The organism is Actinoplanes sp. OR16 (assembly GCF_004001265.1).
GTDB lineage: Bacteria > Actinomycetota > Actinomycetes > Mycobacteriales > Micromonosporaceae > Actinoplanes.
The window spans coordinates 6,814,380-6,840,986 of record NZ_AP019371.1 but is presented as its reverse complement, the minus strand read 5'-3'; the positions used below and the strand labels follow the sequence as shown (position 1 = coordinate 6,840,986).

Annotated in this window: 29 protein-coding genes and 1 riboswitch; of the genes, 8 read left to right on the top strand and 21 right to left on the bottom strand. The window is 72.9% G+C overall.

Annotated elements, in window-relative coordinates; genetic code table 11:
• Nucleotides 1–8: 8 nt before the first annotated feature.
• Nucleotides 9–713, bottom strand: a complete 705-nt coding sequence (locus tag EP757_RS31365) for a Clp protease N-terminal domain-containing protein (protein ID WP_127552022.1) — start codon at nucleotides 711–713, stop codon at nucleotides 9–11.
• Nucleotides 714–782: 69 nt separating this feature from the next.
• Between EP757_RS31365 and EP757_RS31360 the strand changes: the two genes are divergently transcribed.
• Nucleotides 783–1,151, top strand: coding sequence for a VOC family protein (locus EP757_RS31360; RefSeq protein ID WP_127552021.1), 369 nt, complete (start codon nucleotides 783–785; stop codon nucleotides 1,149–1,151).
• A gap of 24 nt (nucleotides 1,152–1,175) precedes the next feature.
• Here the strand turns inward: EP757_RS31360 and EP757_RS31355 are convergent, their stop codons facing one another.
• The 6 genes from EP757_RS31355 to EP757_RS31330 are packed head-to-tail and all read right to left on the bottom strand — an operon-like array spanning nucleotide 1,176 to nucleotide 5,138.
• Nucleotides 1,176–1,529 carry a DUF6204 family protein gene (locus EP757_RS31355; protein ID WP_197725423.1) on the bottom strand — a complete coding sequence of 118 codons (354 nt, stop codon included), beginning with the start codon at nucleotides 1,527–1,529 and terminating at the stop codon, nucleotides 1,176–1,178.
• A gap of 32 nt (nucleotides 1,530–1,561) precedes the next feature.
• The gene (locus EP757_RS31350; protein WP_127552020.1) at nucleotides 1,562–2,377 is read right to left on the bottom strand and encodes a sugar nucleotide-binding protein; all 816 of its coding nucleotides are present in this window, start codon (nucleotides 2,375–2,377) and stop codon (nucleotides 1,562–1,564) included.
• A 7-nt stretch (nucleotides 2,378–2,384) separates the two neighbouring features.
• The gene (locus EP757_RS31345; protein WP_127552019.1) at nucleotides 2,385–3,065 is read right to left on the bottom strand and encodes a hypothetical protein; all 681 of its coding nucleotides are present in this window, start codon (nucleotides 3,063–3,065) and stop codon (nucleotides 2,385–2,387) included.
• Complete coding sequence (locus tag EP757_RS31340) at nucleotides 3,062–3,949, bottom strand: ATP-binding cassette domain-containing protein (RefSeq protein ID WP_127552018.1); 888 nt, start codon at nucleotides 3,947–3,949, stop codon at nucleotides 3,062–3,064. The genes EP757_RS31345 and EP757_RS31340 overlap by 4 nt, the downstream gene beginning before the upstream one ends.
• Nucleotides 3,946–4,314: a GntR family transcriptional regulator gene (locus EP757_RS31335; RefSeq protein WP_127552017.1), complete on the bottom strand. Its 369-nt coding sequence runs from the start codon at nucleotides 4,312–4,314 to the stop codon at nucleotides 3,946–3,948. The genes EP757_RS31340 and EP757_RS31335 overlap by 4 nt, the downstream gene beginning before the upstream one ends.
• 23 nt (nucleotides 4,315–4,337) lie before the next feature.
• Nucleotides 4,338–5,138, bottom strand: a complete 801-nt coding sequence (locus EP757_RS31330; protein WP_127552016.1) for a dihydrodipicolinate synthase family protein — start codon at nucleotides 5,136–5,138, stop codon at nucleotides 4,338–4,340.
• A 71-nt stretch (nucleotides 5,139–5,209) separates the two neighbouring features.
• Here EP757_RS31330 and EP757_RS31325 point away from each other — a divergent pair, with 71 nt between their 5' ends.
• Nucleotides 5,210–6,142: a LysR family transcriptional regulator gene (locus EP757_RS31325; protein ID WP_127552015.1), complete on the top strand. Its 933-nt coding sequence runs from the start codon at nucleotides 5,210–5,212 to the stop codon at nucleotides 6,140–6,142.
• Nucleotides 6,143–6,227: 85 nt separating this feature from the next.
• Entirely contained in the window at nucleotides 6,228–6,974 is a 747-nt protein-coding gene (locus tag EP757_RS31320) for a DUF6193 family natural product biosynthesis protein (RefSeq protein WP_127552014.1), read from the top strand.
• A gap of 30 nt (nucleotides 6,975–7,004) precedes the next feature.
• On the opposite strand, the gene EP757_RS31315 is transcribed toward EP757_RS31320, so the two are convergent.
• The 8 genes from EP757_RS31315 to EP757_RS31280 all read right to left on the bottom strand — a co-directional run bounded on the left by EP757_RS31315 (nucleotide 7,005) and on the right by EP757_RS31280 (nucleotide 16,181).
• On the bottom strand, nucleotides 7,005–7,754 hold the full coding sequence (locus EP757_RS31315; protein ID WP_127552013.1) for a phosphotransferase: 750 nt from the start codon (nucleotides 7,752–7,754) through the stop codon (nucleotides 7,005–7,007).
• 26 nt (nucleotides 7,755–7,780) lie between these two features.
• Nucleotides 7,781–8,110 (bottom strand): YciI family protein, encoded by a 330-nt coding sequence (locus tag EP757_RS31310; RefSeq protein WP_127552012.1) that lies wholly within the window; start codon nucleotides 8,108–8,110, stop codon nucleotides 7,781–7,783.
• A gap of 36 nt (nucleotides 8,111–8,146) precedes the next feature.
• Complete coding sequence (locus tag EP757_RS31305; RefSeq protein WP_127552011.1) at nucleotides 8,147–8,866, bottom strand: AAA family ATPase; 720 nt, start codon at nucleotides 8,864–8,866, stop codon at nucleotides 8,147–8,149.
• Nucleotides 8,867–8,929: 63 nt separating this feature from the next.
• Complete coding sequence (locus EP757_RS31300) at nucleotides 8,930–10,009, bottom strand: DUF808 domain-containing protein (RefSeq protein WP_127552010.1); 1,080 nt, start codon at nucleotides 10,007–10,009, stop codon at nucleotides 8,930–8,932.
• Nucleotides 10,010–10,088: 79 nt separating this feature from the next.
• A complete protein-coding gene (locus EP757_RS31295; RefSeq protein WP_127552009.1) occupies nucleotides 10,089–12,107 on the bottom strand; it encodes an Hsp70 family protein in 2,019 nt (672 codons plus the stop codon).
• Entirely contained in the window at nucleotides 12,104–13,924 is a 1,821-nt protein-coding gene (locus EP757_RS31290; protein ID WP_127552008.1) for a dynamin family protein, read from the bottom strand. Before EP757_RS31290 ends, EP757_RS31295 begins: the two co-directional genes overlap by 4 nt.
• Nucleotides 13,921–14,742 (bottom strand): nucleotide exchange factor GrpE, encoded by an 822-nt coding sequence (gene grpE, locus EP757_RS31285; protein WP_127552007.1) that lies wholly within the window; start codon nucleotides 14,740–14,742, stop codon nucleotides 13,921–13,923. Before grpE ends, EP757_RS31290 begins: the two co-directional genes overlap by 4 nt.
• Nucleotides 14,739–16,181, bottom strand: a complete 1,443-nt coding sequence (locus tag EP757_RS31280; RefSeq protein WP_127552006.1) for a dynamin family protein — start codon at nucleotides 16,179–16,181, stop codon at nucleotides 14,739–14,741. Before EP757_RS31280 ends, grpE begins: the two co-directional genes overlap by 4 nt.
• 196 nt (nucleotides 16,182–16,377) lie before the next feature.
• Between EP757_RS31280 and EP757_RS31275 the strand changes: the two genes are divergently transcribed.
• Nucleotides 16,378–17,367 carry a tyrosine-type recombinase/integrase gene (locus EP757_RS31275; protein WP_127552005.1) on the top strand — a complete coding sequence of 330 codons (990 nt, stop codon included), beginning with the start codon at nucleotides 16,378–16,380 and terminating at the stop codon, nucleotides 17,365–17,367.
• A gap of 46 nt (nucleotides 17,368–17,413) precedes the next feature.
• Here EP757_RS31275 and EP757_RS31270 read toward each other — a convergent pair whose 3' ends face one another.
• Nucleotides 17,414–18,520 carry a MerR family transcriptional regulator gene (locus EP757_RS31270; RefSeq protein ID WP_127552004.1) on the bottom strand — a complete coding sequence of 369 codons (1,107 nt, stop codon included), beginning with the start codon at nucleotides 18,518–18,520 and terminating at the stop codon, nucleotides 17,414–17,416.
• Nucleotides 18,521–18,566: 46 nt separating this feature from the next.
• Complete coding sequence (locus EP757_RS31265) at nucleotides 18,567–19,808, bottom strand: macro domain-containing protein (RefSeq protein ID WP_160165930.1); 1,242 nt, start codon at nucleotides 19,806–19,808, stop codon at nucleotides 18,567–18,569.
• Nucleotides 19,809–19,863: 55 nt separating this feature from the next.
• Between EP757_RS31265 and EP757_RS31260 the strand changes: the two genes are divergently transcribed.
• Nucleotides 19,864–20,811: a DUF2332 domain-containing protein gene (locus EP757_RS31260; RefSeq protein WP_370457709.1), complete on the top strand. Its 948-nt coding sequence runs from the start codon at nucleotides 19,864–19,866 to the stop codon at nucleotides 20,809–20,811.
• A 164-nt stretch (nucleotides 20,812–20,975) separates the two neighbouring features.
• Nucleotides 20,976–21,911, top strand: a complete 936-nt coding sequence (locus tag EP757_RS31255) for a DUF4034 domain-containing protein (RefSeq protein WP_127552001.1) — start codon at nucleotides 20,976–20,978, stop codon at nucleotides 21,909–21,911.
• A 2-nt stretch (nucleotides 21,912–21,913) separates the two neighbouring features.
• Here the strand turns inward: EP757_RS31255 and EP757_RS31250 are convergent, their stop codons facing one another.
• A complete protein-coding gene (locus EP757_RS31250) occupies nucleotides 21,914–22,480 on the bottom strand; it encodes a TIGR03086 family metal-binding protein (protein ID WP_127552000.1) in 567 nt (188 codons plus the stop codon).
• Nucleotides 22,481–22,584: 104 nt separating this feature from the next.
• A riboswitch (cobalamin riboswitch) is annotated at nucleotides 22,585–22,648 on the top strand.
• A gap of 61 nt (nucleotides 22,649–22,709) precedes the next feature.
• On the opposite strand from EP757_RS31250, the gene EP757_RS31245 reads away from it, so the two are divergent.
• Nucleotides 22,710–22,910, top strand: coding sequence for a CbtB domain-containing protein (locus tag EP757_RS31245; RefSeq protein ID WP_174262462.1), 201 nt, complete (start codon nucleotides 22,710–22,712; stop codon nucleotides 22,908–22,910).
• Between the two features lie 10 nt (nucleotides 22,911–22,920).
• On the opposite strand, the gene EP757_RS31240 is transcribed toward EP757_RS31245, so the two are convergent.
• The 3 genes from EP757_RS31240 to EP757_RS31230 form a co-directional block, all read right to left on the bottom strand.
• Nucleotides 22,921–23,949, bottom strand: coding sequence for an LCP family protein (locus EP757_RS31240; RefSeq protein WP_232050092.1), 1,029 nt, complete (start codon nucleotides 23,947–23,949; stop codon nucleotides 22,921–22,923).
• Nucleotides 23,950–24,108: 159 nt separating this feature from the next.
• On the bottom strand, nucleotides 24,109–24,510 hold the full coding sequence (locus EP757_RS31235) for a nitroreductase/quinone reductase family protein (RefSeq protein WP_127551998.1): 402 nt from the start codon (nucleotides 24,508–24,510) through the stop codon (nucleotides 24,109–24,111).
• Nucleotides 24,511–24,647: 137 nt separating this feature from the next.
• Nucleotides 24,648–25,535: a DMT family transporter gene (locus EP757_RS31230; protein ID WP_127551997.1), complete on the bottom strand. Its 888-nt coding sequence runs from the start codon at nucleotides 25,533–25,535 to the stop codon at nucleotides 24,648–24,650.
• A 70-nt stretch (nucleotides 25,536–25,605) separates the two neighbouring features.
• On the opposite strand from EP757_RS31230, the gene EP757_RS31225 reads away from it, so the two are divergent.
• Nucleotides 25,606–26,517 carry a LysR family transcriptional regulator gene (locus EP757_RS31225; protein WP_127551996.1) on the top strand — a complete coding sequence of 304 codons (912 nt, stop codon included), beginning with the start codon at nucleotides 25,606–25,608 and terminating at the stop codon, nucleotides 26,515–26,517.
• Nucleotides 26,518–26,607 lie beyond the last annotated feature (90 nt).

The following is a 26,607-nucleotide window of genomic DNA, read 5'->3' as shown; positions in this document are numbered from 1 at the left end:
CAGCGGGTCTAGCTCGCCGGCTCGCGCCGGGTCTCCGCCGGGCCGGCCAGCACGGTCTGCTCGACAGCGGCCTTGTGCACCCCGAGCCGGCCGAGCACCCCGCCGTCCGGCGCCTCCTCCTCGATCAGCGCGAGCAGCAGGTGCCCGGTGCCGACGTCCTCGTGCTGCAGCCGCAGCGCCTCCCGGAAGGTCAGTTCCAGGGCCTTGCGGGCGCGGCCGTCGAACGGGATCACGTCCGGCACCGCCGCGGCGGCGCCCGGCAGTGCCGCGGTGACACCGGACCGGACGGTCTCGATCGTCAGGCCCTGCGCGGCCAGCGCCCGCACGGCGAGGCTGTCCGGCAGGTCGAGCAGGGCGAGGGTGAGGTGCCCGGGCGCGATCTCGGCGCCGCCGTGTGCGCGGGCCTGGCCGGTGGCGCCGACGACGGCGCGCCGGGCCTGGTCGGAGAAGCGGTGGAAGGCCTGGGCGAAGTCGAACTTGCCGACGAACCGTTTCTGCGCGGCCTGCTTGGAGACGCCGAGGCCGGCGCCGATCTCGGTCCATGAGCTGCCGGCGCGGCGGGCCTGGTCGACGAAGTGGCCGATCAGGTGGTCGGCGAGCTCACCGAGCCGGTCGGCGAGCAGCACTGCTTCGGAGAGGCGCTCGATCGGTGAGTCGGGGCGGCTGGAGTTGATCGCCGCGATCAGGTCGTCGAGCCGTACGGGAGAGGTCATGCCGTCAACCATAGGTTGACGGCAGGTCATCGTCAACCGCCGGTTGACGAGCCGTCTATAGTGGCGACCATGACCATCCGTCACATCACCATCGACGCCCGCGACACCCTGGCGATCGCCCGGTTCTGGTCGGAGCTGACCGGCGCCCCGATCGACGCCGAGTCCGACGACGAGGAGGCGCTGGTCGAGTCCACCCCGGGCCTGCTGTTCATCGCGGTACCCGAGGCGAAGACGGTCAAGAACCGCCTCCACCTCGACATCCAGCCGCCGACCGGCACCCGCGACGAGTTCGTCGACAAGGTCGTCGCCCTCGGCGCCACGATCTTCCAGGACCACCGCAAGCCGGACGGCACCGGCTGGGTCACCCTGCGCGACCCCGAGGGCAACGAGTTCTGCGTCGAGCGCAGCGCCGCCGAGCGCGAGCCGGCCGCGGGCTGACGGCCCGCCGCCGACCGGAACGGATCAGCCCTGCAGGCGACGGCCGCGCGGGCCCAGCGGCACCTCGGACATGTCCACCGTCTGCGAGGTGATCCGCTTGAACCCGTACCCCCGCGCGGTCATCCACGCCGCCGCCTTGGCCTCCGCGCGGGCCGTCACCTGCGGGATGTCCTTCTCCTCGTCGACCTGCTCGGCGAAGCGGAAGGTGAAGAACGGCCGGGCCGCGAGGTCGTAGTGCAGGTGGCCCTCGGCGGTGTACTCCACGGCGAGCATGTCGGCGTGCTCCGCCCCGGCCGCGATCAGCTCGGCCTTCTGGTCGGCGGTGAGGTTGTCGAAGGATCCGCGCACGGTGACGCGGATGGTGCGTTTGTCGGTCACGCGGGCCAGTATCGGCAATCCGCGCCCGGATCTCATCCGATAAACGCGGTGGCGCCCCGCAGCGGGGTCGTCAGCACGGCCGCCGCCCGGTCGATCACCAGGCGCACGTCGGTGGGCCGCTGCAGGCCGAGCGACGCCACCGTGGCGGCGGGGAGCGCGTCCACGTCGAGCCCGTCCCGGCGGGCGATCAGAACGCCGAGGTCGTAGCGGCTGACCGCGTCGGCGCCGGCCACGTTCAGCACGCCCGCGTAGTCGTTGCCGGCCAGTTCGAGCAGCGCGTCGGCCAGATCGTCCACGTGCACCGGCTTGCGGATCTCGTCGGTGAACAGGGCGCCCCGGACCCGGCCGGCGACCAGATCGTGGGTGAGGATCTCGTGGGCGCCGTTGCCGTCGCCGAGGATCAGCGAGGTCCGGACCACCGCCGCGGACGGGTCGGCGGCCCGGACCGCGGTCTCGGCGGCCGCCTTCGCCGCGCCGTAGGCGTAGACCGGATCGGGCAGCGCGTCCTCGTCGTAGTGGACGGCCCGGCCGGAGAAGATCGCGTCACTGGAGACGTGCACGAGCCGGACGCCGGCCGCCGCGGCCGCGACCGCGACGTTCGCCGCACCGTCCGCATTGGCCCGCCAGTCGTTGCGATCACGGCCGGCGGCAGCGTGCACCACCGCGTCCGGGCGGACCTCGCGCAGCACCCGCCGCACGTCGGCCTGATCCCGGATGTCCAGCCGCACGCCCGCCCGCGGGCCGGGCGCGGTCAGGTACGTGCCGACCGGCTCCCACCCGGCGGCCACCGCGCGGGCGACGACGCGGCGGCCGAGCGAACCGGTTCCCCCGGTGATGAGAAGGCGCATCGGGGCACTATGCCACGCGGGCCCGCAGCGCGACGTCGCGACCGGTGTACCAGAGCATCGCGTAGGTGATCGCCACAGCGGCCACGGTCACCGGCAGCAACGGCAGATCGGTGCGGGCGAACGGCAGGCTGAGGAACCCGTTCACTCCCCCGGTGACCACCACGATCACCCCGGCCGGGATGAGCGCGAGGACGCCGGATCCCTCCCAGCGGTAGAACGCCATGCCCAGGAAGACGCCGACCATCAGCCAGATCAGCAGCATGCTCCAGTAGGCGCCGAAGATCGTCGCGTACTCCGAGGTGGTCGCGTAGGCGCGCTCATCCTGCACCTTCTGACCCCAGTCGAAGGCCCGGTAGACGGCCGTCTCGATCGCGTACACCCCGGTGATCAGCGCGGCGATCAATCCGGTGGTGATCACCTGGAAGACCGGGTGCTGGATCAGGAACTCGCGGCGGGTCCGGCCGTGCACCAGCACCGTGGCCAGCAGCGCCGCCGTGGTGGTGCCGTATCCGGCGGTCACCCAGGGCAGGATCTGCCCGACGACGTCGACGCCGCTGATCCGGATGTCCCGGAACGTCGCCACCGCGCCGACCACAACGGCGACGAACAGGTAGACGCCGGCCAGCAGGAACACCAGGAAGATCGTGTGGCTGCCCAGCAGGTAGCGGGTGATCGGCCAGCGGTTCATCGGTCGGCTCCCGTGCTCGTGCTCGTCAGGTGGATGAACAGGTCCTGCACGCCGACCGGCCCCAGCTCCAGGCCGGACAGCTTGGCCTGCCGGCGCCGGTCGTCGCCGAGCGCGCCGTAGACCATGGCCTGCTCGGTCGATCCCAGCCGCTGCCGGCCCACCACGGTCAAGCCGGTCACGAACTCCTCGACCACCTCGGCCGGCCCGGTCACCGACACGCCGCGCGAGCGCAGCTCGTCGAGTTCCTCGTGGACGATGACCCGGCCCCGATCGATGATCAGCACCTCTTCGAAGAGCGGGCTCTGCTCCTCGATCAGGTGGGTGGAGATGACGAACGTGCGTGGCCGCTGCAGGTAATCGCGCAGCAGCTCGTCGAGGAACAGCTGCCGGGTCGGCGCGTCCATGCCCAGGTGCGCCTCGTCGAACATGGTCAGCGGCGCCCGCGAGGCCAGCCCGACGACCACCCCGAACGCCGAGCGCTGCCCCCGCGACACCGCGTTCAGGCTCTTCTTGCGCGGCAGCGCGAAACGGTCCATCAGCTCGTCGGCGTACCCCTGGTCCCAGCCCGGCCGCAGGTAGCGGGCCATGTCGAGGATGTCGCCCAGTTTCTCGGTCGGGTCACCCACCGAGCCGTCGTCGCGGATCAGGCAGATCCGGCTGGTCACCGCGAGGTTCTCGAAGACCGGACGGCCGCCGATCCGGACCGTTCCCGACGACGGCTTGCGGAACCCGGCCAGGACGCTGAGCAGCGTGCTCTTGCCGGCGCCGTTGCGGCCGAGCAGGCCGTAGATCTTGCCGCCCGGCAGGTCCAGGTCGAGACCGTGCAGCGCCTCGGTGTCGCCGTAGCGCACCCGCAGGTCGGTGGTGGATATGTCGAGCGTCATCGGCCGTCCCCCCGGAAGATGTCTTCGATGTAGGCCACGATGTCGGCGGCCGGGATGTCCAGGGTGCGAGCCTCGGCGACCATCGGCTCCACGACGTCGGCGAAGAATCGCTCGCGCTTCTCGTCGCGCAGCCGCCGCGGCGCGTCGGCGCTGACGAACATGCCGACCCCGCGCCGTTTGTAGATGACGCCTTCGTCGACGAGTTGCTGGAACGCCTTCGCCGCGGTGGCCGGGTTGATCCGGTAGTCCGCCGCGTACTGATTCGTGGACATCACCTTCTCCTCGGCCTTGAGCACACCCTGGAGCACCTGTGCCTTGATCTGCTCGGCGATCTGCCGGTAGATCGGGCTGTGGTCGTCGAACATCGGACCCGCCCTTCGTTGGTTAGTTACTCCAGTAATGAACCATAGAAGCTGGGGGCGAGGGCGGGCAAGAGCGGTAGCCGTACGCCCGGGGTGGGAATGCGGCCCGCAGCATGCAGCGCCGCCTTGACCACCGTGGGGTTGGGCTGCGCGAACAGCGCCGTCGACAGGCGCGCGAGCCGGTGACCCTCGGCGATTTCGCGCTCTCGCTGGAATCGGACGAAACGCTCGGTCGCCAGGTGCGCGGAGGCGAGGATGCCACCGTGCGCGCCCATCGCCAGCATCGGCGCGAGGAACACGTCGTCGCCGCAGAGGATCGCGAAGCCGTCCGGCGGATCCGCGAGCAGGTCGACCAGATCGGTGTCGATCACACCGGTCGCGTACTTGATCCCGATCACGCCGTCGATCGCGGCGAGCCGCCGGATGGTGTCGCCGGTCAGCGGCTGACCGGTGCGCTGCGGCACGTGATAGACGATCAGCGGGATCGGGCTGCTCGCGGCGAGTGCTTCGAAGTGCCGGATCACGCCCTCTTCGCCGGGCCTGACGAACGGCGGGACCAGGGTCAGCGCGGCGCGGGCTCCGCCGGCCTCGCGCAGTTGATCGGGTGTGTCGGCGCCGACGATGAGGTTCGTGCGGTCCAGGAGATCCAGGACACGCCGCCGCTCTGCGCCGGTGAGCGAGCCGGCTTCCGCGGTCGTGCCGAGCGCGACCAGGTGCGCGCCGGCCTCGCGGACGTCGTGGGCCAGCTTCTCCAGGGCGGGATAGGCGACCTCGCCGCGTTCGTCGAAGGGAGTGATCAGCGGGACGTGAATGCCGGAGAGATCCATGTCCCGGACTCTGCTCGCGACCTTCCTTAAGTTCCAGTTCAGATTTGTACGGGTGACCGTAAGCTGCACTGATGCTCGACGTCCGACGGCTGCGCCTGCTCCACGATCTCGACCGCCTGGGCACGATCGCGGCGGTGGCGAACCTGCACGTCTACACGCCGTCGGCGGTGTCGCAGCAGCTGTCCGCCCTGGAACGCGAGGCCGGGGTGGCGCTGCTCGAACGCACCGGCCGCCGGGTCACCCTGACCGCCGCCGGCCGGGTCCTGGTCCGCCAGGCCGCCGCGGTGCTCGCCGCCCTGGAGTCGGCCGACGCCGCCCTCGCCGCCGTGCGCGCCGGACCGTCCGGTCCGTTACGGATCGGCGCCTTCCCCAGCGCCGTGCGCACCATCCTGCCGCCGGCCCTGGTCGCGCTGGCCCGGGAACATCCGGCCCTGGAACTGATGGTGACCGAACTCGATCCGGCCGCCGTCCCGTCCGCCCTGCGCGACCGCACCGTGGACGCGGGACTGACCCACTCCTACGACCTGCTGCCACTGCCCGGCGGCCCGTCGCCGGCGACGGATGACCTGGAGTCGGTGCCGCTGCTCGACGAAGCGGTCCACGTCGCCGTCCCGTCACCGCTTGCCGACCCGAGCAGCGCGCCGGGCGCGAGCATCGCCGACCTGCGCGAACGGGACTGGGTGATGGCGTCGCCGGGGACGTTGTGCCACGAGGCGGCCATGCTGGTGTGCGCCACGGCGGGCTTCACCCCGCGGATCCGGCACCAGGCCGACGACTTCACCGCCGTGCTGGCCCTGGTGGCCGCCGGCCAGGGCGTCGCGCTGATCCCCGCCCTGGCCGTGACGACACTGCCACCCGGCGTCCGCCTGCTGCCGGCCCCGACCCGCCGCCGCACGCGCATCGCCTACCGCCGCGGCGCCGCCACCCACCCGTCCGTGGCCGCCCTGACAGCCGCCCTGCACACGTCGGCCGCCGCCCTCCCCGCCCTCCTCCCCGGCCCCTGAACCGGCCCCGCGCGTGCCGCGTTCGGACGCGACGCGCCTCAAGGTAGGCGATCTCGACCGGAGGTCTTCGGCAGAATCGTGAGCCGTGCCGACGCATCCCGATCCTGCCGTCCTCTATCCAGAGGTTGCCGCCAGGGGCAGTCTCCCGGCAGCGTTGCGGGCCATCGCCGCCGAACGGGGACTGTTCATCCAGGTGCCGGAGATGGAGTCCAGTTCCTTGTATGGCGCTCTCGTTTCGACCACCGTCGCGCACCGCCGGAGTCTGGAGGTGTCCGCCAGTCGCGTTGAGCGCCGGTGGTTCATCCGCGGCTGCGAACGTGACCAGGATCTGGCCCTGATCGAAGGAGACACGCTGGACCTCGCCCAAGTCGTCCGAGCCGCGCAGGCGTGGCATGACGGGGCAGGTTTGGACGAGTTCCCCGAGGTCGCGCCGTTCGTGAAGTTGACCGGGCGGTTCGAGGTGCCCGACCGCGATCCCGGTCAGATGGTCGAGTCGGAGTGGCAGCACCTGCGCAAGGAAGCAGCCGAGGTCGGCTGGCCCGAGTACCACGCACTGATCGAGGCGGCGTATGCCGAGGCGAGGCTGCGAAAGCTCTACCCGTTCACCAGCCATTGGTCCCTGCGGTTCTCCACCAGGACCCGGCCCCGCCTCTCCCGCGAGGTCAGGATCTGCCTGCACCCGGGGCATGACCAGGACTACATCGTGACGATGGGCTACATGGGACAGGACCTCGGCCGGACCACCACGGCGGAGGAAGCAGTGCTGCTGGCGGTGCGTCACCTGCCAGCCAACCTCAACCCCGTGACGGTGGGCACCGCTGGATCGAGCTGACCCACCCGGAAGCACGGTCGGCTCCTACCGTCAGAAGCGGAGGGCGGCCAGTTCGTCCGCCGCCTGCTCCAAGGTCGCGTCGACACCGTTGGCGAGCATCCCCTGGTAGGTGGGGTCGCCCGCGGCCGCCGTCTCGCGCACCGTCCGGGCCCAGCCGCGGACGCGGTTCTGCGTCGTCGCCGCGAAGTCGGTGGTGGTGCCGCCCCACCCGTACGCGGCAAGGAATGCCCGCAGCCGCCGCGGCCGCTCGGAGAACGCGGTGAAACCCTCCGCCGCGACCACCCGGCGTGCGTGCAGGGGCACCCAGCTGAACGCGACGCCGGCGAGATCGTCCTCGGCGGTGAGCGGCGCGGCCAGGTCCCAGTCGAAGAAGCCGGTGAGGCGGCCGTGCTGCCAGGCCGCGTTGTACGGGGCGGCGTCGTTGTGGCCGATGATCAGTCCCGGTCGCCAGACGCCGCCCTCACGCCAGATCGCACCGGCCGGCGGGCGGAAACCGGCGACCGCCGCGTGGTAGGCGCGCACCCAGCGGGCCACCTGGACCAGCGCGTCCTCGGAGTGCACCCAGGCCGGCCACGGGCGGGTGGCGCCGACCGTCTCACCGGGCAGGAAGGTCAGCTTCTCCCGGCCGTCGGCGTCGAAGCCACGCGCCCGCGGGGCCTGATCGAAACCGGACTGTTCAAGATGGTCCAGGAGGGCGTGCACGGCCGGCGTCCAGCGGCCCGGCGTGCGGCGTACCGTCGCGCCGACCCGGACCGCTCCATGATCCTGACCACCGTCCATCCGACCAGTGTCACCCGGTGGCCCGCTCAGGAGTCGCGCAGGGGCCAGACCTCGACGACGCCCTGGGCCACCGCGCACGGTGTGCCCGCCACCCGATCGATCGCCTCCTGCAGGGACGCCGCCTCGATGATGCCGAAGCCGGCGAGGGGCAGCGGCGCGGATCCGAACGGGCCCTTCTCGACGCGGACGCCGGCGCCGTCGTGGTTGCGGACCTGGACCGGCTCGCCGGCGATCGCCGTCTGCGCGCCGGCCGCGATCAGCCGCTGGTCGTGGGCGTGGGCCCGGTCGCGGACGGCCGGGTCGGTGCGGTCGTAGCCGGCCTGGTCGCCGTATCCGATGGTGATGAACTTCGGCATGACGCTCCCACCTTCCGGTTGCATTTCGCAATCAGTCTACTCCTGGAGCAGCCGCCGCAGCATCCGCTGCGGATCGGCCAGGAACGTGCGGGTCAGCGCCACCGCCTCGGCCTGGTCGTAGTCCACCTCGCTGATCAGGCCACCCGGGCCGATCTCGACGATCGTCGCGTCCGGGCAGGCGAGCAGGATCGGCGAGTGCGTGGCGACGATGAACTGGCTGCCGGCCGCGACCAGTTCGGCGATGTGCACCATCAGCGCGAGACAGCCGTTCACCGACAGCGCCGCCTCCGGCTCGTCGAGCAGGTAGAGCCCGGCCGGCCCGAACCGGTGCGCCGCCAGGTCGAGGAACGACTCGCCGTGTGAGCGTTCGTGCAGGGAGCGGCCGCCGTACGAGCCGGTGGCCCGCAGGTCGTCGATCTCGGTCGCGACGTTGTAGAACGACTCGGCGCGCAGGAAGAACCCGGTGCGCGGACGCCGGCCCGGCGTCCGCGACAGCGTCAGATGCGCACCGAGCACGGACTCGCTGGCCCGGGTCGCGAAGCGGAACGCCGTCGTCCCGCCCTCGGCGTTGAACCCGGCGGCCACCGCGATCGCCTCGATCAGCGTGGACTTGCCGCTGCCGTTGTCCCCGGCGAGCAGCGTGACCGGCGAGGTGAGCCTCAACCCGCCGCGGTCGCGCAGGTCACGCACGACCGGCAGATCGAACGGGTAGCCGTCGCCGGGAGCGTCGTCGAGCCGGACCGCCTTGATGAACACGCCGCCAGTGTAGGAACGACGGCGGCCCGGGCCGACCGACCCGGGCCGCCGTCACCAGCGCTGCTACTTCTCGGTGTCGGATTCGGCCGCCGGGGCCGGGGCCGGGGACGGGGACGGGGACGGGGCTTCGGCCACCGGCGCCGCGGCGGGCTCCGTCGCGGTGTGCTCGGTGGCCGCCGGCGCGGTGCTGTCATCCGTACCGGCGTGGTGGTCCTCGCCGCCGTGGGACTTGCGGTGCAGGGTCACGCTCAGGATCGCCACGATGATCGCGCCGACGATCAGGCCGATGATGGCGCTGGCGATCGTGTTGACCAGCCAGCCGACCAGGCCGCCGAGCGCGCCGGTGGCGTCGTGCGCGCCCTCCTCCAGGTGATGCACGAACTCGTAGAGGAAGTGCAGGCCCAGCTCGTCGGAACCGACCAGCAGGATGTGCCCGCCGACCCAGAGCATCGCCGCCGTGCCGACCACCGTCAGCACCGTCAGCACCTTCGGCATCGCCTTGACCAGGCCGCGGCCGAACCGGGCCGCGCCCTTGCTGTCGAGCTGCGACAGCCGCAGGCCGACGTCGTCCATCTTCACGATCAGGCCGACGACGCCGTAGACCAGCACCGTCATCACCAGCGCAACGACGCACAGGATCAGCAGCCGCGACACGAACGACTCGTCGGCCACCTCGTTCAGCGAGATCACCATGATCTCGGCGGACAGGATCAGGTCGGTCCGGATCGCGCCGGAGACCAGAGTCTTCTCGTCCTGCGCCTGCGCGTCGTCACCGTGCGCCTCGTGATGGGCGATCTTCGCCCACACCTTCTCCGCGCCCTCGTAACACAGGTACGCGCCACCGATCATCAGCAGCGGCGTCAGCAGCCAGTCCACGAACTCGCTGAGCAGCAGGATGACCGGCAGGATGATCAGGAATTTGTTGCGCAACGATCCGAGCGCGATCCGCTTGACGATCGGGATCTCCCGTTCGGCGGCCAGGCCACGCACGTACTGAGGGGTGACGGCCGCGTCGTCGATGACGACACCGGCCGCCTTCGCGCCGGCTTTCGCGGCCGCGGCCCCGACGTCATCGACCGACGCGGCGGCGGCACGCGCCAGCACCGCCACATCGTCCAGCAGAGCTGCGAGTCCAGCGCTCAAGAAAGGGTCCTTCCGGGTCCGGGGGACGGATGTCCAGGCTCATTCTCACCTAGAGGCTCCTGTTTTCCCCGCCCGGCCCTCACCAATCCAGGGCCGCCATGTCGGAGCGTTCATTGAACAGCGCCGACGTGCACTCGTCGCTGACCGTGCCGTCGTCCGGCCCGTCGATCACCATGGCCACCGGGTAGTCCTCGTACTCGGCGACACACACGTACCGCGGGGTGCCGTCGTTCGCCACCACCGACCCCTGCGCCCACGCGCCCAGCACGTCACCGCTGCCGAGCAGGGTGAACGGGTCCAGGGAGACGCCGATCCAGTTCGCGTACAGCTCGGCCACCGCCGGATAGCCGGCCGACGACGACCGCCACACCAGGCCGTACTTCGCGCCCGACGAGCCGGTGCACCAGGTGGTGCGCCGGTCGACGCCGGCGTCGTAGAAGCCGTCGACGACATCGCAGGAGCTGGTCGCGGCGATCGCCGGCCAGACCACGCCGCTGTCCGAGATCACCGACGAGGTGCAGCCGCTCTCCGACAGGTCGCAGCCGGCCAGCCCGCTCGCACCGGTCGTGGTCGTCTCGGTCTCCGCAGGCTCGACCGTCGCGGCCGTCTCGGTCGGTTCGGCGGTCGCCGTGTCGGTGGGATCGACGGTGCCGGTCAGGCTCCCCTCCGTCGTCGACGGGCAGTAGTAGGAGTCGCTGACCTCGGTGCCGTCCGAGCAGATGTACGGCTCCTCCCGGTTGGCCGCGTACGCCGCCACCCCGACCCCGCCGAGCAGCACCGCGAGCGCCGCCAGGACGGTGACCGTGCGGCCCCGGCCACGCCGCCGCGGCGCCGCCGCGAATCCGGGACCCGGCACCGGAACCGGCGGCGGATCTGCCGGGGGCGGCGGTGCTGCCGGTGGCACCGAGACCGGCGGCGGCGCCGGCTGCGCCTGCGATCGGGCCTGCGCCGACGCGGGGGCCTGCTCGCGGACGTGGCGCAGGCAGAACTCGGCGGCGCCGTACGACACCGCGATCGTCGGGTCGCCGTGCTGGATCGGCGGCCGACCCGTCCTCTCGATCACGAGGACGCCGAGGCGGCTGATCCGCGACGAGCCGCCGACCAGGAACACCCCGCCGAACGGCGGCCCCGGCGGCGCCTCCCGCATCGCCCGGTCGACCAGGCCGACCGCCTCGGTCAGCCCCGGCCGGTGGCCCGGGCCACCGTTGATCAGCTGTTCCAGCTGGTCCCGGCTCACCTGCACCGGCACCGTCTCCGGCAGTTCCGGCGGCGACCGGTAGACCTGGCCGTGCACCACGGTGCGCTTCGACAGCTCCTCCTTGACGGTGCGGGCGTGCGCCCGCAACTCCACGGCCCGTTCCCGCTGATCCGGATCGGACGACGCCGACATCCGCTGGAACAGCCCCGGATGGCCGACCTCCTCGCACATCCACTCGGCGAGCCGCAGATCGAAGTCCTCGCCGCCGAGCGAATCCAGACCGGCCGGGCGGCCCACCACGGTCACCGTGCTGGCGCGCCGGTCCACCACCGACACGTCCACGGTGCCGCCGCCGAAGTCCAGCACCACCAGCCGGACGTGAGCGGGCACGTCCGGGACGCCCAACGTACGCTGGGCCGCCGCCACCGGCTCCGGCAGCGTGACCGGCTCCGGCCAGCGGCGTTTCTCCGCGGCGGCCCGCAACGCCTGCCGCAGGATCTCCACCCGGGGCGCCGCCCACGACGCCGGATGCGTCAGCAGCACCACCGCCGGCGCCTGCCGCGGGAACTGACTGGCCGCCTCCTCCACGAACGGGTGCAGCAGCGCGGCGATCGCGTCGGTGACCGGCACGTCCCGGCCGCCGAGGAAGATGCTGCCGGCCGCCACGCACTTCTTCGGGTTCGCCTCGAACTGGTCCAGCCGGCGCCGGGCCAGGTGCACGGCCGGTTCGCCGACGGTCCACGAATCCGGCGACCCGGGCCGGTCCACGCGTTCCAGGAAGACCGCGGACGGCATCACCGGACGGCCGTCCACGTTGAGCGTGCGCACCCCGGAGTCGTCGCCCACCGAGGCGACGGTGTTCGTGGTGCCGAAATCGATGGCGAGCACCCACGGGTTCATGATCCGGTGCTCCTCTCCTCGAACGGGCCGGACAGCTGCCGCAGCAGGGCATCGGTCCGGGCGGTCAGCGGCCGCAGGGTGCGGTCCACGTCCTCGTACCGGCGGGCCGCCTCGGCCCTGGCCCGGTCACCGGCCACCCGCAGGGCGGCCAGCTGCGACCGCAACGCGGTCAGCTCCGCCTGTTCGGCGGTGAGCAGCTCGGTCAGGGCGGTCTCGGCGTACCCCCGGGCCTCGCGGATGCGGCGGCGCATCTCCCGGGCGAACGAGGTGGTCGCCTCGTCCTGCGCCGCGGTGATCCACGCGCCCAGCTCGGCGCGGCGCTGCTCCTCGTTCTCGCCCCACACCTTCCACCAGCCCGCGCAGGCGGCCACCGCGATGCACGCGGCGATCACGCCCGGCCCGGTCAGCACCGCCACCACCGCCGCGGACCCGCCGACCAGCCCGGACAGCGTCGGGAAGATCCCGGCGGCGTGGGCCAGCGCCGAGCTGACCTGCGGGCGCGACAGCTCCGGCAGGGTCAGTCCCAGCTCCAGCGCCGCCGGCCCGGCGAGGGTGCCCGGGTACGCGCCGCCGCCCGCCGCGTCGATCAGCTGCCGCATCACCTGCCGGGTCTGCTCGGCGGCGTCCTGCAGCGCGGCCGACCCGGCGGCGGTCAGGTCCGCGGCCAGCCGGGGCGCGAGCGTGCTCAGCTGCGCGGCCGGACCGCGTTCGGCCTCGGTGCGGAACCGGTCGCCGAGCACCGCCGCCCGGTCCCGGAAGTCCTCGGCCGGTTCCTCGCCGAGCCGGGCCAGATGCTGCTGCACCATCGCGCGCAGCCGGTCCCGGTCGGCGAGCAGGTCCCGCACCCCGATCATGCGGTCGGTCAGCTCCCGCTCGGAGGCCAGGCTCGCGTCCGCCTCCACCAGCCAGCGCCGGGCCCGGTCCAGCAGCAGCCGCGCCACCGTCGCGGTGCGCTGCGCCGCGTTCGCCAGCCGCAGCGCGGCACTGTCCGCCGCGGCCTGCCGGCGCAGCGCCGCGGTCAGCGCGGCCATCCCGGACAGTTCGACCAGGCGCCGGGCGAGCGCCGGGTTCTCCACGTCGGCGGCGTTCTCGGCCAGCGCCGCCGACACGTCGATGACCGGCACCCCGGCCAGCCCGGGCTGCGCCGCGACCCGCCTACGGGTCTCCTCGACGACCACATCGGAGCCGGTCAGGTCGGACTTGGTGACGGCGACGGTGATCGCGGTGATCCGCTGCGCGGCCTCGCACAGGAACGCGATCTCCGGGGCCAGGATCGGCTGCGACGCGTCACAGACGAACAGCAGCGCGTCGGCGCGGCCCAGCGCGGCCAGGGTGATCCGGGAGTGCCCGGCGTGCAGGCCGCCGACCCCCGGGGTGTCCACCAGGACCAGGCCGTCCAGGGCCGGTGACGGCAGGCGTACCTGCACGCCGAGCACCGGGGCGGTGACCTGGTCGAGGGACACGTAGTGCTCCACCTCGTACACCTCGATGGGCCGGCGCACCGGCTGCGCGGGCACCGCGGGATCGGCCAGCAGCACGTCCGCCTCGTCGCGGTCGCCGCCGCTGAACTCCACCCAGCAGGCGGTGGTGACGTCCACACCGACCGGGCTCAGCCCGGGCCGCCCCACGATGCTGTTGATCAGCCGGGACTTGCCGCGTTTCGTCTCGCCGGCCACCACCACGCGCAGGCCGCCGTCGGCGGTGGTGGCGGTGTCCAGCAGGTCCGCGGCGTCCTGCCAGCCGTGCCGGGCCGCTTCGGCGTACACCCGGCCGCGGCAGTCGGCCAGCTCCTCGCGCAGGCCGTCGATGCCGGTCATGGCGTCGCGCCCTGATCGTCGTAGACGACGACGCGGGGATGCACGACGACGTGCCGGCCGTCGGTGTACCCGGGCCGCACCGTGCGGGCGATCACCCCGGCGGCGCGCGGGTCGGGGGCCCGCTCGGTGCCGACCGCATGATGCAGCGCCGGGTCGAACCGGGCACCGTCCGGCCGGACCTCGCTGACCCCGGCGTCCTGCAGGATCGCGGTGGCCTGCCAGGCGATCGCGTCCGGCATCTGCGGCACCAGCTCCGCCAGGCCGCGGATCATCGCGGACCGCTGCTGCGCCACCCGCCGGTCCTCACCCGCTGCGCTGTCGACCGGCGGTGAGCCGCGGCCGGTGCGCGCCGGGCCGGTCCCGGCGGCGGCCGGCGGGGCGCCGGCCAGCATCGTCACGGCCAGCGCGGTGAGCAGCACGGCCGCTGCCGCCGCCGACGCGGCCAGGCGGGGGCTGCCGGTCGCCGGGATCGCCACCACCACGGACATGCCGGAGCCGTCACCGGCCGCGCCGAGCACGGTCAGCGGGCTGCCCGCCGGAACCGTGCCGGCGCCCAGCACCTGCCGGGTCTCCCCGGCCCGGAACCGGATCGTCCCGGCGTCGACGGTCAGGTCCGCCCAGCCGTGGTCCGGTAGCAGCCGCGGAATGCTGGTGTACTCCTGGCGCTGCGCGGCCGCGAGGACCTCACGGGCGGTGTCCCCGGCCCGGTCCGGCTGTGGCGTCAGCAACATCACCAGCAGGTACGCGGCGCCCGCCCCGATCACCGCGACCGCGACCAGCGCGGCCCGGCGCCGCCACCGCAGCAGTGCGTGCCTCATCGCCAGGACCTCCGTCCCGCATCGGCGGCCAGCTGCCACGCCCGGATCATCACCCGGGCGACGGAGCGGCCGGCCGTATCGGTCAGCGACGCCCAGTGCCGCCACTGCGCCACATGCGCGGCCGCCTCCTTGGCCCGTACCGGTGACAACCCGACGGTGACCGCGATCCACGCGTGCTCGGCCAGCCCCGGCGGTGGTGTGACCCGCCCCGACGCCAGTTGCCGGGACACGTCCAGCAGCTGCAGCGGGAACATCTCCGGGCGGTCGAGCAGCTGCTGGGCGGCCGCGTACACGTCGTCGTCGCCGGCGACGAGGGCGCAGTCCATCAGCTCGTGCAGGGCGGCCCCGGCCTTCATCACGTCGGCGCGGGACCCCAGGGTCATCCGCAGCCGGCGTTCCATCTGGTCGTACCCGGAGGCTTCCCGGGCCGCCGCGGTCAGCGCCCCGGCGTCGGCGCGCGGGCTGGTCCGCAGCACCTCCAGGAGCTCGCCGACGCCGAACCGGCCGAGCATCGCCATCAGCTCGCGGCGCCGGGCGGTGTCGACCGGTCCCGGCATCTCGTAGAACAGCACGTCCTTCTGCAGGGCCGTGCCGGCGTCGTCGACGGTCCACGCCGCCGCCAGCTCGGCCAGGGCCGCGGCGTGCCGGGCCCGCAGCGCGCCGGTCGTCGCGGCCTCGGCGAGCAGCCCCACCACCGGGAACACGCCGCCGAAGATGTCGGCGTGGGTGCGCGACATCCGCTCGGCCAGCGACTCGGCGGCCTTCAGCGTCAGCCGGCGGTCCTCGCCCATCTCGTCGGCCTTGGTCAGCACCGCGACCGCGGATCCGCCGGCCATCCGGACCTTGCTGCGCCCGGTACGGAACGTCCGCACCGCCGTCTCCTCGTCCTCCTTGATCGGCCCGTTCACGCAGAACAGCAGCGCGTCGGCGGCCACCGCGGCGTCCATCGTGTCGCCGAGCATCCGCTCGGTGACCGCGGAGTTCTCCCGGTTCGTCGACTCCAGGCCGGGGGTGTCGAAGACGGTGGCGCGTTCCAGGATGGGCACGGTCAGCGTGACGTCGACGCGTTCGATGGCCGCGGCCGGGTACGGCAGCGCGTCGGAGAGCCGGCTGCCGGTGAACGGCAGCGGCCTGGCCGGCAGCGCCGGGTCGCGCGGGTGTGCCATCGCACCGGTCCATCCGCCGTACGCGAACACGTAGACGACCCGGGTGCACTCGTTGCCGGCCGTCGGCGAGACGGCCGTGCCGAGCACCGCGTTGACCAGCGTGGACTTGCCGGCCGACACGCGGCCGACGACGGCGACGCCGAGCGGGCGGCGCAGCCGGCGCAGGGTGGCGGATCCGGCCGCCGACAGGCCGGCGTCGCGGGAGGCGACGGCGCGTTCGGCGACCTGGATGACGGATTCGGTCAGCGGCCACCGCGGACGCTGGGTGACCATGGCGGGTCACTTCCTCGTGCTCGAGTGCTTTCGGTGCGGGCCCCCGTGCTGCGACCACCGTCGCGCCGCGGCGCCCCCGGACGCAATCGGATTATCGGATTGCGATTATCAGTAATCCGATAATCCGATTGCAGGGCCGGGCGGCGAATTTCGGGGCGTAAGATAATGACCGTTATCCTTCAGCTAGGATGATCACGTGACAGACGACCTCGTGATGGCCGCGCCGATCCCGGCACCGGCGATCCCGGCCCCGCAGCTGACCCGCCTCGCGGAACTGACCACCATGTGGCTGAGCCGGCAGCGGTCCGTCCACACCCGCACCGCCTACCGGCGCGATCTGTGGCAGTGGGGTGACTGGTGCGCGGCCACCGGCCGCAACCCGCTGACCGCCCGCCCCGCCGACCTGGACGCGTGGATCGTGGAGCAGCGCGTGTCCGGCGCCCGCGGCCGGCCCGCCGCCGAGTCCACGATCGCCCGCCGGCTGTCCGCCGTCGCATCGTGGTACGACTACCTGGTCGTGAACACCGCCGCCGACCCGGAACCACTGGTCCGGCACAACCCGGCGCAGGCCGCCGCCCGCCCCCGCATCGACCCGGACGACAGCAGCACCGTCGGCCTCGACCGCCCGCAAGCCGACCGGCTGCTCGCCCAGGCCCGCGCCGACTCGCCGGCCAGCCACGCGCTGATCCTGCTGCTGCTCGTCGCCGGCCTGCGCGTCGGCTCGGCGATCGGCGCCCGGATCACCGACCTCGGCGCCGACCGCGGCCACCGGGTGCTGAACCTGACGGTCAAGGGCGGCCGCCGCCGCCGGGTGCCGCTGCCGCCGGCGCTGTCCTACGCGCTCGACGAGATGCTCGCCGAGCGCGGCACCCCCGCCGACGGCCCGCTCTTCCTCACCCCGACCGGCCTGCCGATCTACGAGCTGTACGTGCACCGCCTGATCCGCCGCCTGGCCCGCCACGCCGGACTCGCGTCGGCGGCCACGCTGAGCCCGCACTCGCTGCGGCACACCGCGATCACCGAGATCCTCGACGCCACCGGCGGCGACCTGCGCCGCGCCCAGGACTTCGCCGGGCACGCCGACCCGCGCACCACCCGCCGCTACGACCGGCGCCGCGACCAGCTCGACAACCACGGCGCCTACCTGCTCGCCGGCCGCTTCGGCGACACCCGCGACGACGACTGACGGTTCTGTCAGAACGATCCTCCTGGGATTTCGCCGACGCCGCCGATCAGGCCACGAGCAGCCGCAACCCCAGCTCGGCGGCGTCCAGGCCGGCCAGTTCCCGGTTGCGTTGCTCCCACCGCCCGGTCGCCAGGTCCTCCCGCAGCCGCGCCACCGCCCGCCGCTCCGCCTCCGGGCCGACCCGCGTCCACACCGACACCGCCCGGCGCACCCGCTCCTCCAGGTAGGCGGCCGGCCGCCGCCAGTACGCCTCGAAGAACCCGTCGGCGCAGTCCCACGGGACCAGCACCGGCTCGAGCCGCGCCCCGATCGCCGCGGCCAGCTGCACCGCCGACGGCCGCCCGGCGACCAGGCCGGCCGTCTCCGGCAGATAGTCACGGATCAGCCAGAACCGGTTGCGCCACCCGGCGTCGCTGGCGTCATGGGTGAACACCACCACCCGCCGGGCCACCCGCCGCATCTCCCGCAGCCCGGCGATCGGATCCTGCCAGTGATGCACGGTGCTGAACGCCATCGCCGCGTCGAACGACTGATCCTCGAACGGCAGGCGCTCCGCCCGGGCCGCCACGCACGGCGCCGACCCCGGCCCGCGCAGCGCCCGCATCACCGCCGACGGCTCCACAGCGGTCACCTCCCGGTCGGCGGGCTCGTAGGAACCGGTGCCCGCCCCCACGTTCAGCACCGTGCGGGCGTCACCGAGCGCCTCCCACACCCGGGCGGCGATCCGCGGTTCGGTGCGGCGGGTCGCCGGATACGCAGCGCCGATCTCGTCGTACAGAAACATGGTCAACTGCTCCTCCGGTGTCGTCGTGATCCCCTGGGCGCGGACCCGCAGCTCCTCGTCGATCGCGGCCACCATGGCGGCGGCGCGATCCCGCTGGTCGAGCAGCAGCCCCCGCAGCCGGCGCAGATGGGCGAGCGCGTCGGTGGCCGGATCGTCGACCAGGTCCGCGATCTCCCGCAGCCCGAACCCGAGCCGCCGGTAGGCGAGCACCTCCCGCAGCCGCTGCACATCGGCCGCCGCATAGGCCCGGTGCCCGGCGCTCGTGCGCGCCGACGGCCGGACGAGCCCGATCTGGTCGTAGTGGTGCAGGGTGCGCACGCTCACGCCGGTCAGCCCGGCCACCCGCCCCACGGTCAGCTGTTCTGCCACGGCGTCGATGATGGCCCCTGACGCCGGGTGAGGAGCAAGCCCGCCGTCAGGACGCCGGACGCAGCGCCGGATGCGTGGAGAGGGCCTCGGCCAGCGCCGCCTGCTCGGTGTCGCGGTAGGCGAGGAACCGGATGCCGGTCAGGTGGGTGGCCGGCGTCGACTCCAGGTGGTCCACGGCCGCGGCGACCAGCTCGGCGGCGGTGCCGGGCACCGACGACCCGGCCATACCCGCGCCCAGCAGCGGGAACAGGATGGTCCGGATCCCCGGGTCGTCGGCGGCCAGCCGCTCGGCCAGGGCCAGCGCGTTCGCCACGCACGCGCCGACCTGCCGCACCTGGCGGAACCCGGCGCCCGGCTCGCCCTGCACCGCCGCCACGTGGATGATCCGGCGGACCGCGTGGGTGCCGGCCAGCGCGCCCGGACCGGTGACGAACGCGGCGCCCGGCGCGACCGGCCGGTGACCACCGACCGCGCCGGCCAGCTCACCGGCGATGGTGTCCTGCACGACGTGACCGGCCGCGTCCCGGCGCGCCCCGTGATACCGGATGATGCCGGAGATGGAGAACTCGTTGAACCGGGCCATCTCCATGTCGGTGTTCTCGCTGTTCACCCAGATGTCGGCGTCGTGGACCCGCAGGATCCGGCCCGGACGGATCCCGATCACGCAGGACGGCCCCCGGCCGCCCGCCAGGACGTACGAGAACGCCGCCGACGGTGAGGACACCACCGGCCCGGACCACAGCCACGCCCGCCGCCGGTACTCCTTGGCCTGCACCTCGACCGGCCGGAACTCCTCGGCCCGCAGACCGGCATGACCCTCCCGGACCGCGTAGTCGTACAGCGGCGACGAGATCAGCACGACCAGGTCGGCGCCACCGGACAGCGCCTCCCGCAACGGCGCGCTGTCGACCATCCGCCCGGCCTCCACGATCGCGTCACCGGAGAACCCGATCGCGGCCGGCCCGAGCGGGCCGATCACCGCGGCCATCCGCAGCCGCATCCGATCCCGGTACCGCTGGTTGTCCTCGGCCAGCGCCTCCGCCGCACCGCGCAGCAGCCGCGCCAGAGCCCGGTGCACCTCGACCTCACCGGGAAGGAACACCACCATGCCGTCACCGGTGCCGTGATGATAGGTCTCGTCGAGGCGCAGCCCCTGATCCCGCAGCAGCTCACCGACGAGCGCCGCCACCCGCTGCTGCACGTCGGTCTTCTCCCGGGCGGTGCGGCGGCCGTAGCCCACCACGTCGATCACGAATCCCATCCGGACGGACGCGGCGAACGACTCCATGCCCCCATTGTGGACCGCCCCCACTGCCCGGCCGCACTGTGCCAGGATCGGCGGGGTGACGATCGCATCGACCTACGCCGAGTTCTCCGCCCGGGAGGCCAAGGGCATCTCGCCCACCTACCAGCGCCTCGCCCTGGCGATCTCCGACGACCCGCAGATCATGGAGCTGCTCGCCACCGTCCCCCCGGCGAAACGCCAGCCGAATCTGCTGCTCGGCGTGGTCCGGCTGCTCGGCGGCCCGGTCGAGGACCCCGGCGCGTTCCACGAGTTCACCGTCACGAACTGGCCGGCGATCGAAGCGAACCTGCTCACCCGCACCACCCAGACCAACGAGGCCGGCCGCTGCGCCGTGCTGCTGCCCCTGCTGGCCCGGCTCCCGCAGCCCCTCGCCCTGCTCGAAGTGGGCGCGTCCGCCGGCCTCGGCCTCTACCCGGACCGCTACACCTACCAGTACGGCGAGCACCGCCTCGGCGACACCGGCCCGGTCCTCACCTGCGACCTCACCGGCATCGACCCGCCCACCGCCAAACCGGAGATCGTCTGGCGGGCCGGGCTCGACCTCAACCCCCTCGACATCGCCGACCACGCCGACGTCGCCTGGCTGGAAGCACTGATCTGGCCCGAGCACCACCACCGCCGCGACCGCCTGCAGAAGGCCGCCGCGGTCGCCGCCGAGGACCCGCCCGCGATCATCCAGGGGGACCTCGTCGACGACCTGCTCACCCTGGCCCGGCAGGCGCCACCCGAGGCGACCCTCGTCGTCTTCCACACCTCCGTGCTCTACCAGGTGCCGCCGGCCCGCCGCGACGCCTTCACCGCCCTGGTCCGCACCCTGCCCGGCCATTGGATCTCGGTGGAGGCGCCCGACGTCCTCGATCTCGGCCCGCTGCCCGACGCCCCCGACGCCACCCTGCACAACGTGGTGGCTCTCGACGGCGTCCCGATGGCCTGGGCCCGCGGGCACGGCCAGGCCATGACCTGGTTCGCGACGGACAACCCCTGAAAAGAACATTCCTCCTTTTACGCCGGCACCCCAGCTCTCCCCGACGCTCCGCGCCCGCGACGGCCGCCGTCCTGGTGACGGACCGACGTCCACCCCTCGAACGGGCCGGCGCGGAAACGTTCCCCCGGCCACGCCGCTGGTCCCCGTACCGGGAAAGGTCTCGCATGAATCTCTTCGGCCGCCGCCGGGACGTCGCCGTCGACAGCGACCCCGCCGGCGACGACGTGCCGCTGCGGCAGGCCGTCACGCGATCCCGCGACGGCGACTGGGAGCCGGCCCGCGACCTGCTCGCCGCATCCCGGCACGACTACGACCGCCGCGCCCACCTGATCGCCGTCATCGCCGCCTCCACCGCCCGCGACGGCGACACCGCCTGGCCGGACGTGTGGGCCGGCGTCGAACCCCGCAACCCCGACGCCCTGCTGCTGCACGCCCGCTCCCTGATCGCCCGCGACCGGCGCCTCCCCGCCGCCCTGACCCTCACCGAGCAGGCCGCGAACCTCGCCCCCGACGACCCCACCCCCTGGTCACAGCGGCTGCTGCTGATGACCGCCCTCGGCGCCGACCGTGCCACCCGCGACGCCGGCTGGCACCAGGTCATCGCCCGCGACCCCTGGCACCGCGAAGCCCACGGCCACCGCCTCACCCACCTGTGCCGGCGCACCACCGGCGCCACCACCCACGACGACATGTTCGCCTTCACCCACGAGACCGCGTCCGCCGCCCCGACCGGCTCCCCGCTGCTCGTGCTGCCCCTGGCCGCCGCGAACGAATGGGCCCTCTGGGAAACCCACCACGGCGACGGCGCCGGCACCATGAACCGCGCCCTGCAGGTGATCCGCGCCCAGCGCGGCAACCCGGGCTTCCACGCCGCCGTCGAGACCGCCTACACCGGCTGGTTCCAGCAGCCCGCCACCCGGCACGCCCTCTGGCACCACGACCTGAACCTGCTCGCCCAAGCCCTGCACCGGGCCGAGCAGCACACCCGGGCCCGCCCGGTCTTCGACGCGATCGGCCCCTACTTCGACCCCGAGCCGTGGCGGTACGTCGGCGGCGAGCAGACCTTCCAGGACGCCAGCCGCAAAGCGTCCCCGTCGTGACCTCAGGGCTGCCAGCGCGGATTCCGGCCGGTCAGCGCGAGCAGCCTCTCCAGCTCGCCGGCGTCGTCGGGGGCGGCCACCTCCGGACCGAACGCGCCCATCTGCCGGCCGGTCTCCGCCATGATCCCCAGGAACTCCGTGGTCGCGGCGAGCAGCCGCGGCGGCACCGCATAGTCCTGGCCGGTCGCCCGGGCCAGATCCCAGCCGTGCACCACCAGATCCACGACCAGCATCAGCCCGAGCACCCGCTGCGGCAGGCCCATCCCGGGTGACACCCCGTCGAGAACGTCCGGATCGGACCAGCCGGCCCGCACCCGCTGCACGTCGGCGGCGAACGTCTCCCGCCAGTCCCCGGTCAGCCGATCCGGGCCGGGCGCCCAGTCGGCGTCCTCCCGGCGCGCCAGGGCCTGGAAGTTCACCGCCACCTGCAGCAGATGATTCAGCAGGTCACGCACCCGGAACTCGGCACACGGCGTCGCCGCCCCGAGCTGGGAATCGCGGGTGCCGCGCACCACGCCGGTCACCGCCGGAGCGGCCTCGTCGATGAGTTCGCTGATCTCAGTGGACACCCGCACCAGAGTAGGGCCCCGCCGGAGATCTTGGGCACCTCTCGGTTGTGCCGGTGACGGCCGGGCTCTAGGTTGAGGGGACCAGCTGCGGCTACGTGAGAGAAACCGGTGCAAGTCCGGTGCGGTCGCGCCACTGTGAACGGCATCCCCGGGTGCCGTGAGTCAGGACGCTCACGTGCCGCAGGCCCCACGAACGGGACGCGTCATCCCGCAGGAGGTTGATCTCACGGTGCCCAAGGCCCCGAACCCCACCATCGCCGTACCGGCCGTCAACCCGCGCCTGGTCGCCGCCGCGGCCACCGTCACCGGAGTCATGCTGCTGCTCGCCTACCTCGTCGCGTTCGACCAGGGCGCGCTGTCACAGTCCGGCATGTACCTGCACGAGCTCATGCACGACGGCCGGCACCTGCTGGGCGTCCCCTGCCACTGACCGCCCAGCCTCACCGCGGTCGGTCGATCGTCACGGCGGCCGGGTGGTCCACCAGGAACGGGGCCACCCGATCGCCCGCGACCGCCCGGAAGAACCCGGCCGCGTCCAGGCGCTCCCCGAGGTACTTCCCGGACTCGTCGAACACCGGCGCGCCCGGCAACCCGACCGTCGTCACATCCCGCACGTCCAGGCCCTTCAACGCGGCCGCCCAGTCCCGGATCCCGTGCCGCCCGCCCACGAACGTCAGCACGTCGCCGGCCGCCATCAGGATCCGCCGCAGCTCACCCGGCCGCGCCTCGTCCAGCCGCTTCGCCACCGCGGTGAGCAGCTGCCGCTGATGCCGCTGCCGGTCGTAGTCGGAGTGCGGCAGACCGTACCGCTGCCGCACGTAGTCCAAGGCCTCCCACGGCTCCAGCAGCACCGGTGCATCACTGCGCGGGTACGACTTCTGCGGACCCGTGTACGGCCGCAGGCAACTGTTCCCCGGCACCTGGCACTCCGGCAGCCGGTCCCGCGGCGAACCGTCCGGCTTACGATGCTCCGACACCACATCCTGATCGATCACCATCCGGATCCCGCCGAGCGCCGCCACCAGCTTCGTGAACCCCCCGAAGTCGATCACCGCGCCGGCGTCGAACCCCGGGATCCCGGTCACGTCACCGACCACCCGGGCCAGCAGCTCGAACCCCTGCGCCGGGTCGTACCCGCCGCCGTCGCGCTCCTTCGCCCCCAGAGCCATCGCCGCATTGATCTTGGAACGTTGCGCCGCGCTCCCCGACGCCGCGAACGCCGGAATCGAGACGACCAGATCCCGCGGCAACGAGAACACGAAGACACCCCGCCGATCCGCCGGCACATGCACCACCACGATCGTGTCCGCCAGCGGCGCCACATGCGAACCCCGCGGGTCGATCCCGGCTAGCAGCAGATTCACCGCCCCGCTGATCCGCACCTTCTCCGCGTGCGCCACCGCCGGCGCCACCACCAGCGCCGCTCCCATCAGCAGAGCCCCCGCCGCCACACAGATCCGGCTGCGCACCGTCCCCCTGACCGAACACCTGCCCACGCGAACCCCTTCCACCCGCCGACCAGCGCACGTTCGCACACCGACCACCGGCCGGCCGGGCATTTCGCATTTGTCCCCCGCCCCGAGTGACCCCGCAGCCCCCCGAACCCGGCCGCCCGAACGGTGCGCGGGCTACGGCTCGCGGGTCAGCGCCACCACCGGCAACACCCGCCCGGACCGGCGCTCATAGCCGGCCCACCCGGGATCCTCGGCCACCGCCCGCGCGAACGCCCCATCCCGCTCAGCACCGGCCAGCACCGACGCCACCGCCGGATACGACGACACCCCGTCCTCCACGATCACCCGCGGCTCAGCGACCAGATTGTGGAACCACGCCGGATGCCGCGGCGCCCCACCAGCGGAAGCGATCACCAGCAGCCGGCCCTCACCGGCAGACAGGAAACCCAGCGGCACCGTATGCGGCCGCCCCGACCGGGCACCCACCGTCGTCAGCAGAATCAGACGCCACCCGGCGAACATCCCGGACAGCACACCACCACGCGCACGGAACTCTTCAATGACAGCGGAATTCATTCTCAACCTTCGACTCGGACCAGCACCAACACGAGAGGAAGCGAGAACGCGGGCGGACCCCGCCGCCGGATCAAACGCCGGCCGGGCGCCCCACTCGGTAGTGGCCCAAGGCCGACCCGGCAGTCACGACCAGCACCCTACCGAACACGCCGCTGCGCCGCGACCACCGCGACCACGTTCACCGCCACCACCATCGCGATGCCCGCCCACTCGTGCAGCGCCAGAACCTCACCCAGCAGCACCAGACCCGCCAGCGCCGCGAACACCGGATGAACGCTCATCACCACCCCGAAGAACCGCGGCGGCACCGTCCGCAACGCCACCAGATCACACGCGTACGGAATCACCGAACTCAGCACACCCGCACCCACCGCGAACAGCACCGCCGGCCACGACCACGACCCCCGCGCCACCAGAACCAGCACCACCGGCAGATACATCAGCGCCGACACCGACGTCGCCGCCGCCGGCGCCTGCAGACCCGGCAACCGCGCACCCAACATCCGATTCAACAGGATGTAAGCCGCCCAGCACCCCGCCGCCAGCAGACCCGACCCGATCCCGAACCAATCACTGCTCCCACCCGGCAGCACCAGCACATACACACCGAGACCAGCACCAAGAGCACAGACAAGATCCAGCCTGGTACGCGAACCCGCCAGCGCCACCGCCAGCGGCCCCAGAAACTCCAGCGTCACCGCCAGACCCAGCCCGATCCGGTCCACCGCCGTGTACAGACTCAGATTCATCGTCGCGAACACCGACCCGAGCAACAACGTCGGCCACCACTGCGCCCACGTGAACCGCCGCAGATTCGGCCGCGCCACCGGCAGCAGCACCGCCGCCGCCACGAACTGCCGCACCGCCACCACACCCGCCGGCCCGATCACCGCGAACGCGTGCGCCCCCACCGCCGCACCCACCTGATTACACGCGGCACTACCCATCATCGTCGCCAGGCCGGCCGCCAGCTTCCGCCCACCCGGTGCCACCGCGACCGGCCGCTCCAGAACATCAGCACTCACGCGAACCAGTCTCGGCCGCACCCCGGCGGTGAGAGAAATACGGCCGGTGCCCGACTTATACGCTCAGCGCATGGACGTCCAGCTGCGGCACCTGCGCGCCCTCGTCGCCGTCATCGACACCGGCACCTTCACCGACGCCGCCACCGAACTCGGCATCTCCCAGGCCGCCGTCTCCCGCAACATCGCCGCCCTGGAGACCGCCCTCGGCGTCCGCATCCTGCAACGCACCACCCGCCACCTAGCCCCCACCGCCACCGGACTGCAGATCCTCGCCGGCGCCCGCCGCATCCTCGCCGAAACCGCCCACCTGCACCGCATCGCCGAACAGTCCCGCACCGAACTCCGCGTCGGCTACGCCTGGGCCGCCCTCGGCAAACACACCCGCAGACTGCAGCGCGCCTGGTCGGCCGTCCAACCCGGCACACCCCTGGTCTTCGTCCAGTCCAACACCGTCACCGCCGGCCTCAGCGACGGCGCCGCCGACGTCGCCGTCGTCCGCCGCGGACTGCCCGGCGACACCACCCGCCCCGCGCCCGTCGACCCCACCCTCACCGACCCCCGCTTCGCCACCGCACTCATCGGACTCGAGAACCGGTGCGCCGCCATCGCCACCGACAACCCCCTCGCCCGCCGCCGCACCCTGCGCGTCGATGACCTCACCCGCTACACCGTCGCCATCGACGCCCGCACCGGAACCACCACCCCCGACCTGTGGCCCACCGGCGCCGCACCCGCCATCCGCCCCACCCACGGCGTCGACGAATGGCTCACCCTCATCGCCGCGAACCAGGCCGTCGGCATCACCTCGGAAGCCACCGCCAACCAGAACCCCCGGCCGGGCGTCGCCTACCGGATGCTGAGGGCCGTACCCCAGATCGAGGTCTGGCTCGCCTGGTGGCGCGACGACCCACCGGCCCAACTGGCCGACCTGATCCGGCTGAGCCGCCAGGCTTACACCCGTACCGATCAATCAAGCTCTTGATCTTCTGAGGCTTGTCGTTGATTCCTTTTTGTTTTTAAGGCCTCTCCCCCTGAGGCCGAGCGCACACCGCGTAGAGCATCCTAGGATGGA

What these genes read in the sequence shown, in the direction of transcription:
- EP757_RS31365 (WP_127552022.1), bottom strand. Translation starts at nt 713, where the DNA reads ATGACCTCTCCCGTACGGCTCGACGACCTGATCGCGGCGATCAACTCC.
- EP757_RS31295 (WP_127552009.1), bottom strand. Translation starts at nt 12,107, where the DNA reads ATGAACCCGTGGGTGCTCGCCATCGATTTCGGCACCACGAACACCGTC.
- EP757_RS31360 (WP_127552021.1), top strand. Translation starts at nt 783, where the DNA reads ATGACCATCCGTCACATCACCATCGACGCCCGCGACACCCTGGCGATC.
- EP757_RS31225 (WP_127551996.1), top strand. Translation starts at nt 25,606, where the DNA reads ATGGACGTCCAGCTGCGGCACCTGCGCGCCCTCGTCGCCGTCATCGAC.
- EP757_RS31325 (WP_127552015.1), top strand. Translation starts at nt 5,210, where the DNA reads ATGCTCGACGTCCGACGGCTGCGCCTGCTCCACGATCTCGACCGCCTG.
- EP757_RS31350 (WP_127552020.1), bottom strand. Translation starts at nt 2,377, where the DNA reads ATGCGCCTTCTCATCACCGGGGGAACCGGTTCGCTCGGCCGCCGCGTC.
- EP757_RS31315 (WP_127552013.1), bottom strand. Translation starts at nt 7,754, where the DNA reads ATGGACGGTGGTCAGGATCATGGAGCGGTCCGGGTCGGCGCGACGGTA.
- EP757_RS31335 (WP_127552017.1), bottom strand. Translation starts at nt 4,314, where the DNA reads ATGTTCGACGACCACAGCCCGATCTACCGGCAGATCGCCGAGCAGATC.
- EP757_RS31290 (WP_127552008.1), bottom strand. Translation starts at nt 13,924, where the DNA reads ATGACCGGCATCGACGGCCTGCGCGAGGAGCTGGCCGACTGCCGCGGC.
- EP757_RS31340 (WP_127552018.1), bottom strand. Translation starts at nt 3,949, where the DNA reads ATGACGCTCGACATATCCACCACCGACCTGCGGGTGCGCTACGGCGAC.
- EP757_RS31330 (WP_127552016.1), bottom strand. Translation starts at nt 5,138, where the DNA reads ATGGATCTCTCCGGCATTCACGTCCCGCTGATCACTCCCTTCGACGAA.
- EP757_RS31255 (WP_127552001.1), top strand. Translation starts at nt 20,976, where the DNA reads ATGAATCTCTTCGGCCGCCGCCGGGACGTCGCCGTCGACAGCGACCCC.
- EP757_RS31310 (WP_127552012.1), bottom strand. Translation starts at nt 8,110, where the DNA reads ATGCCGAAGTTCATCACCATCGGATACGGCGACCAGGCCGGCTACGAC.
- EP757_RS31345 (WP_127552019.1), bottom strand. Translation starts at nt 3,065, where the DNA reads ATGAACCGCTGGCCGATCACCCGCTACCTGCTGGGCAGCCACACGATC.
- EP757_RS31265 (WP_160165930.1), bottom strand. Translation starts at nt 19,808, where the DNA reads ATGGAGTCGTTCGCCGCGTCCGTCCGGATGGGATTCGTGATCGACGTG.
- EP757_RS31235 (WP_127551998.1), bottom strand. Translation starts at nt 24,510, where the DNA reads ATGAATTCCGCTGTCATTGAAGAGTTCCGTGCGCGTGGTGGTGTGCTG.
- EP757_RS31280 (WP_127552006.1), bottom strand. Translation starts at nt 16,181, where the DNA reads ATGGTCACCCAGCGTCCGCGGTGGCCGCTGACCGAATCCGTCATCCAG.
- grpE (WP_127552007.1), bottom strand. Translation starts at nt 14,742, where the DNA reads ATGAGGCACGCACTGCTGCGGTGGCGGCGCCGGGCCGCGCTGGTCGCG.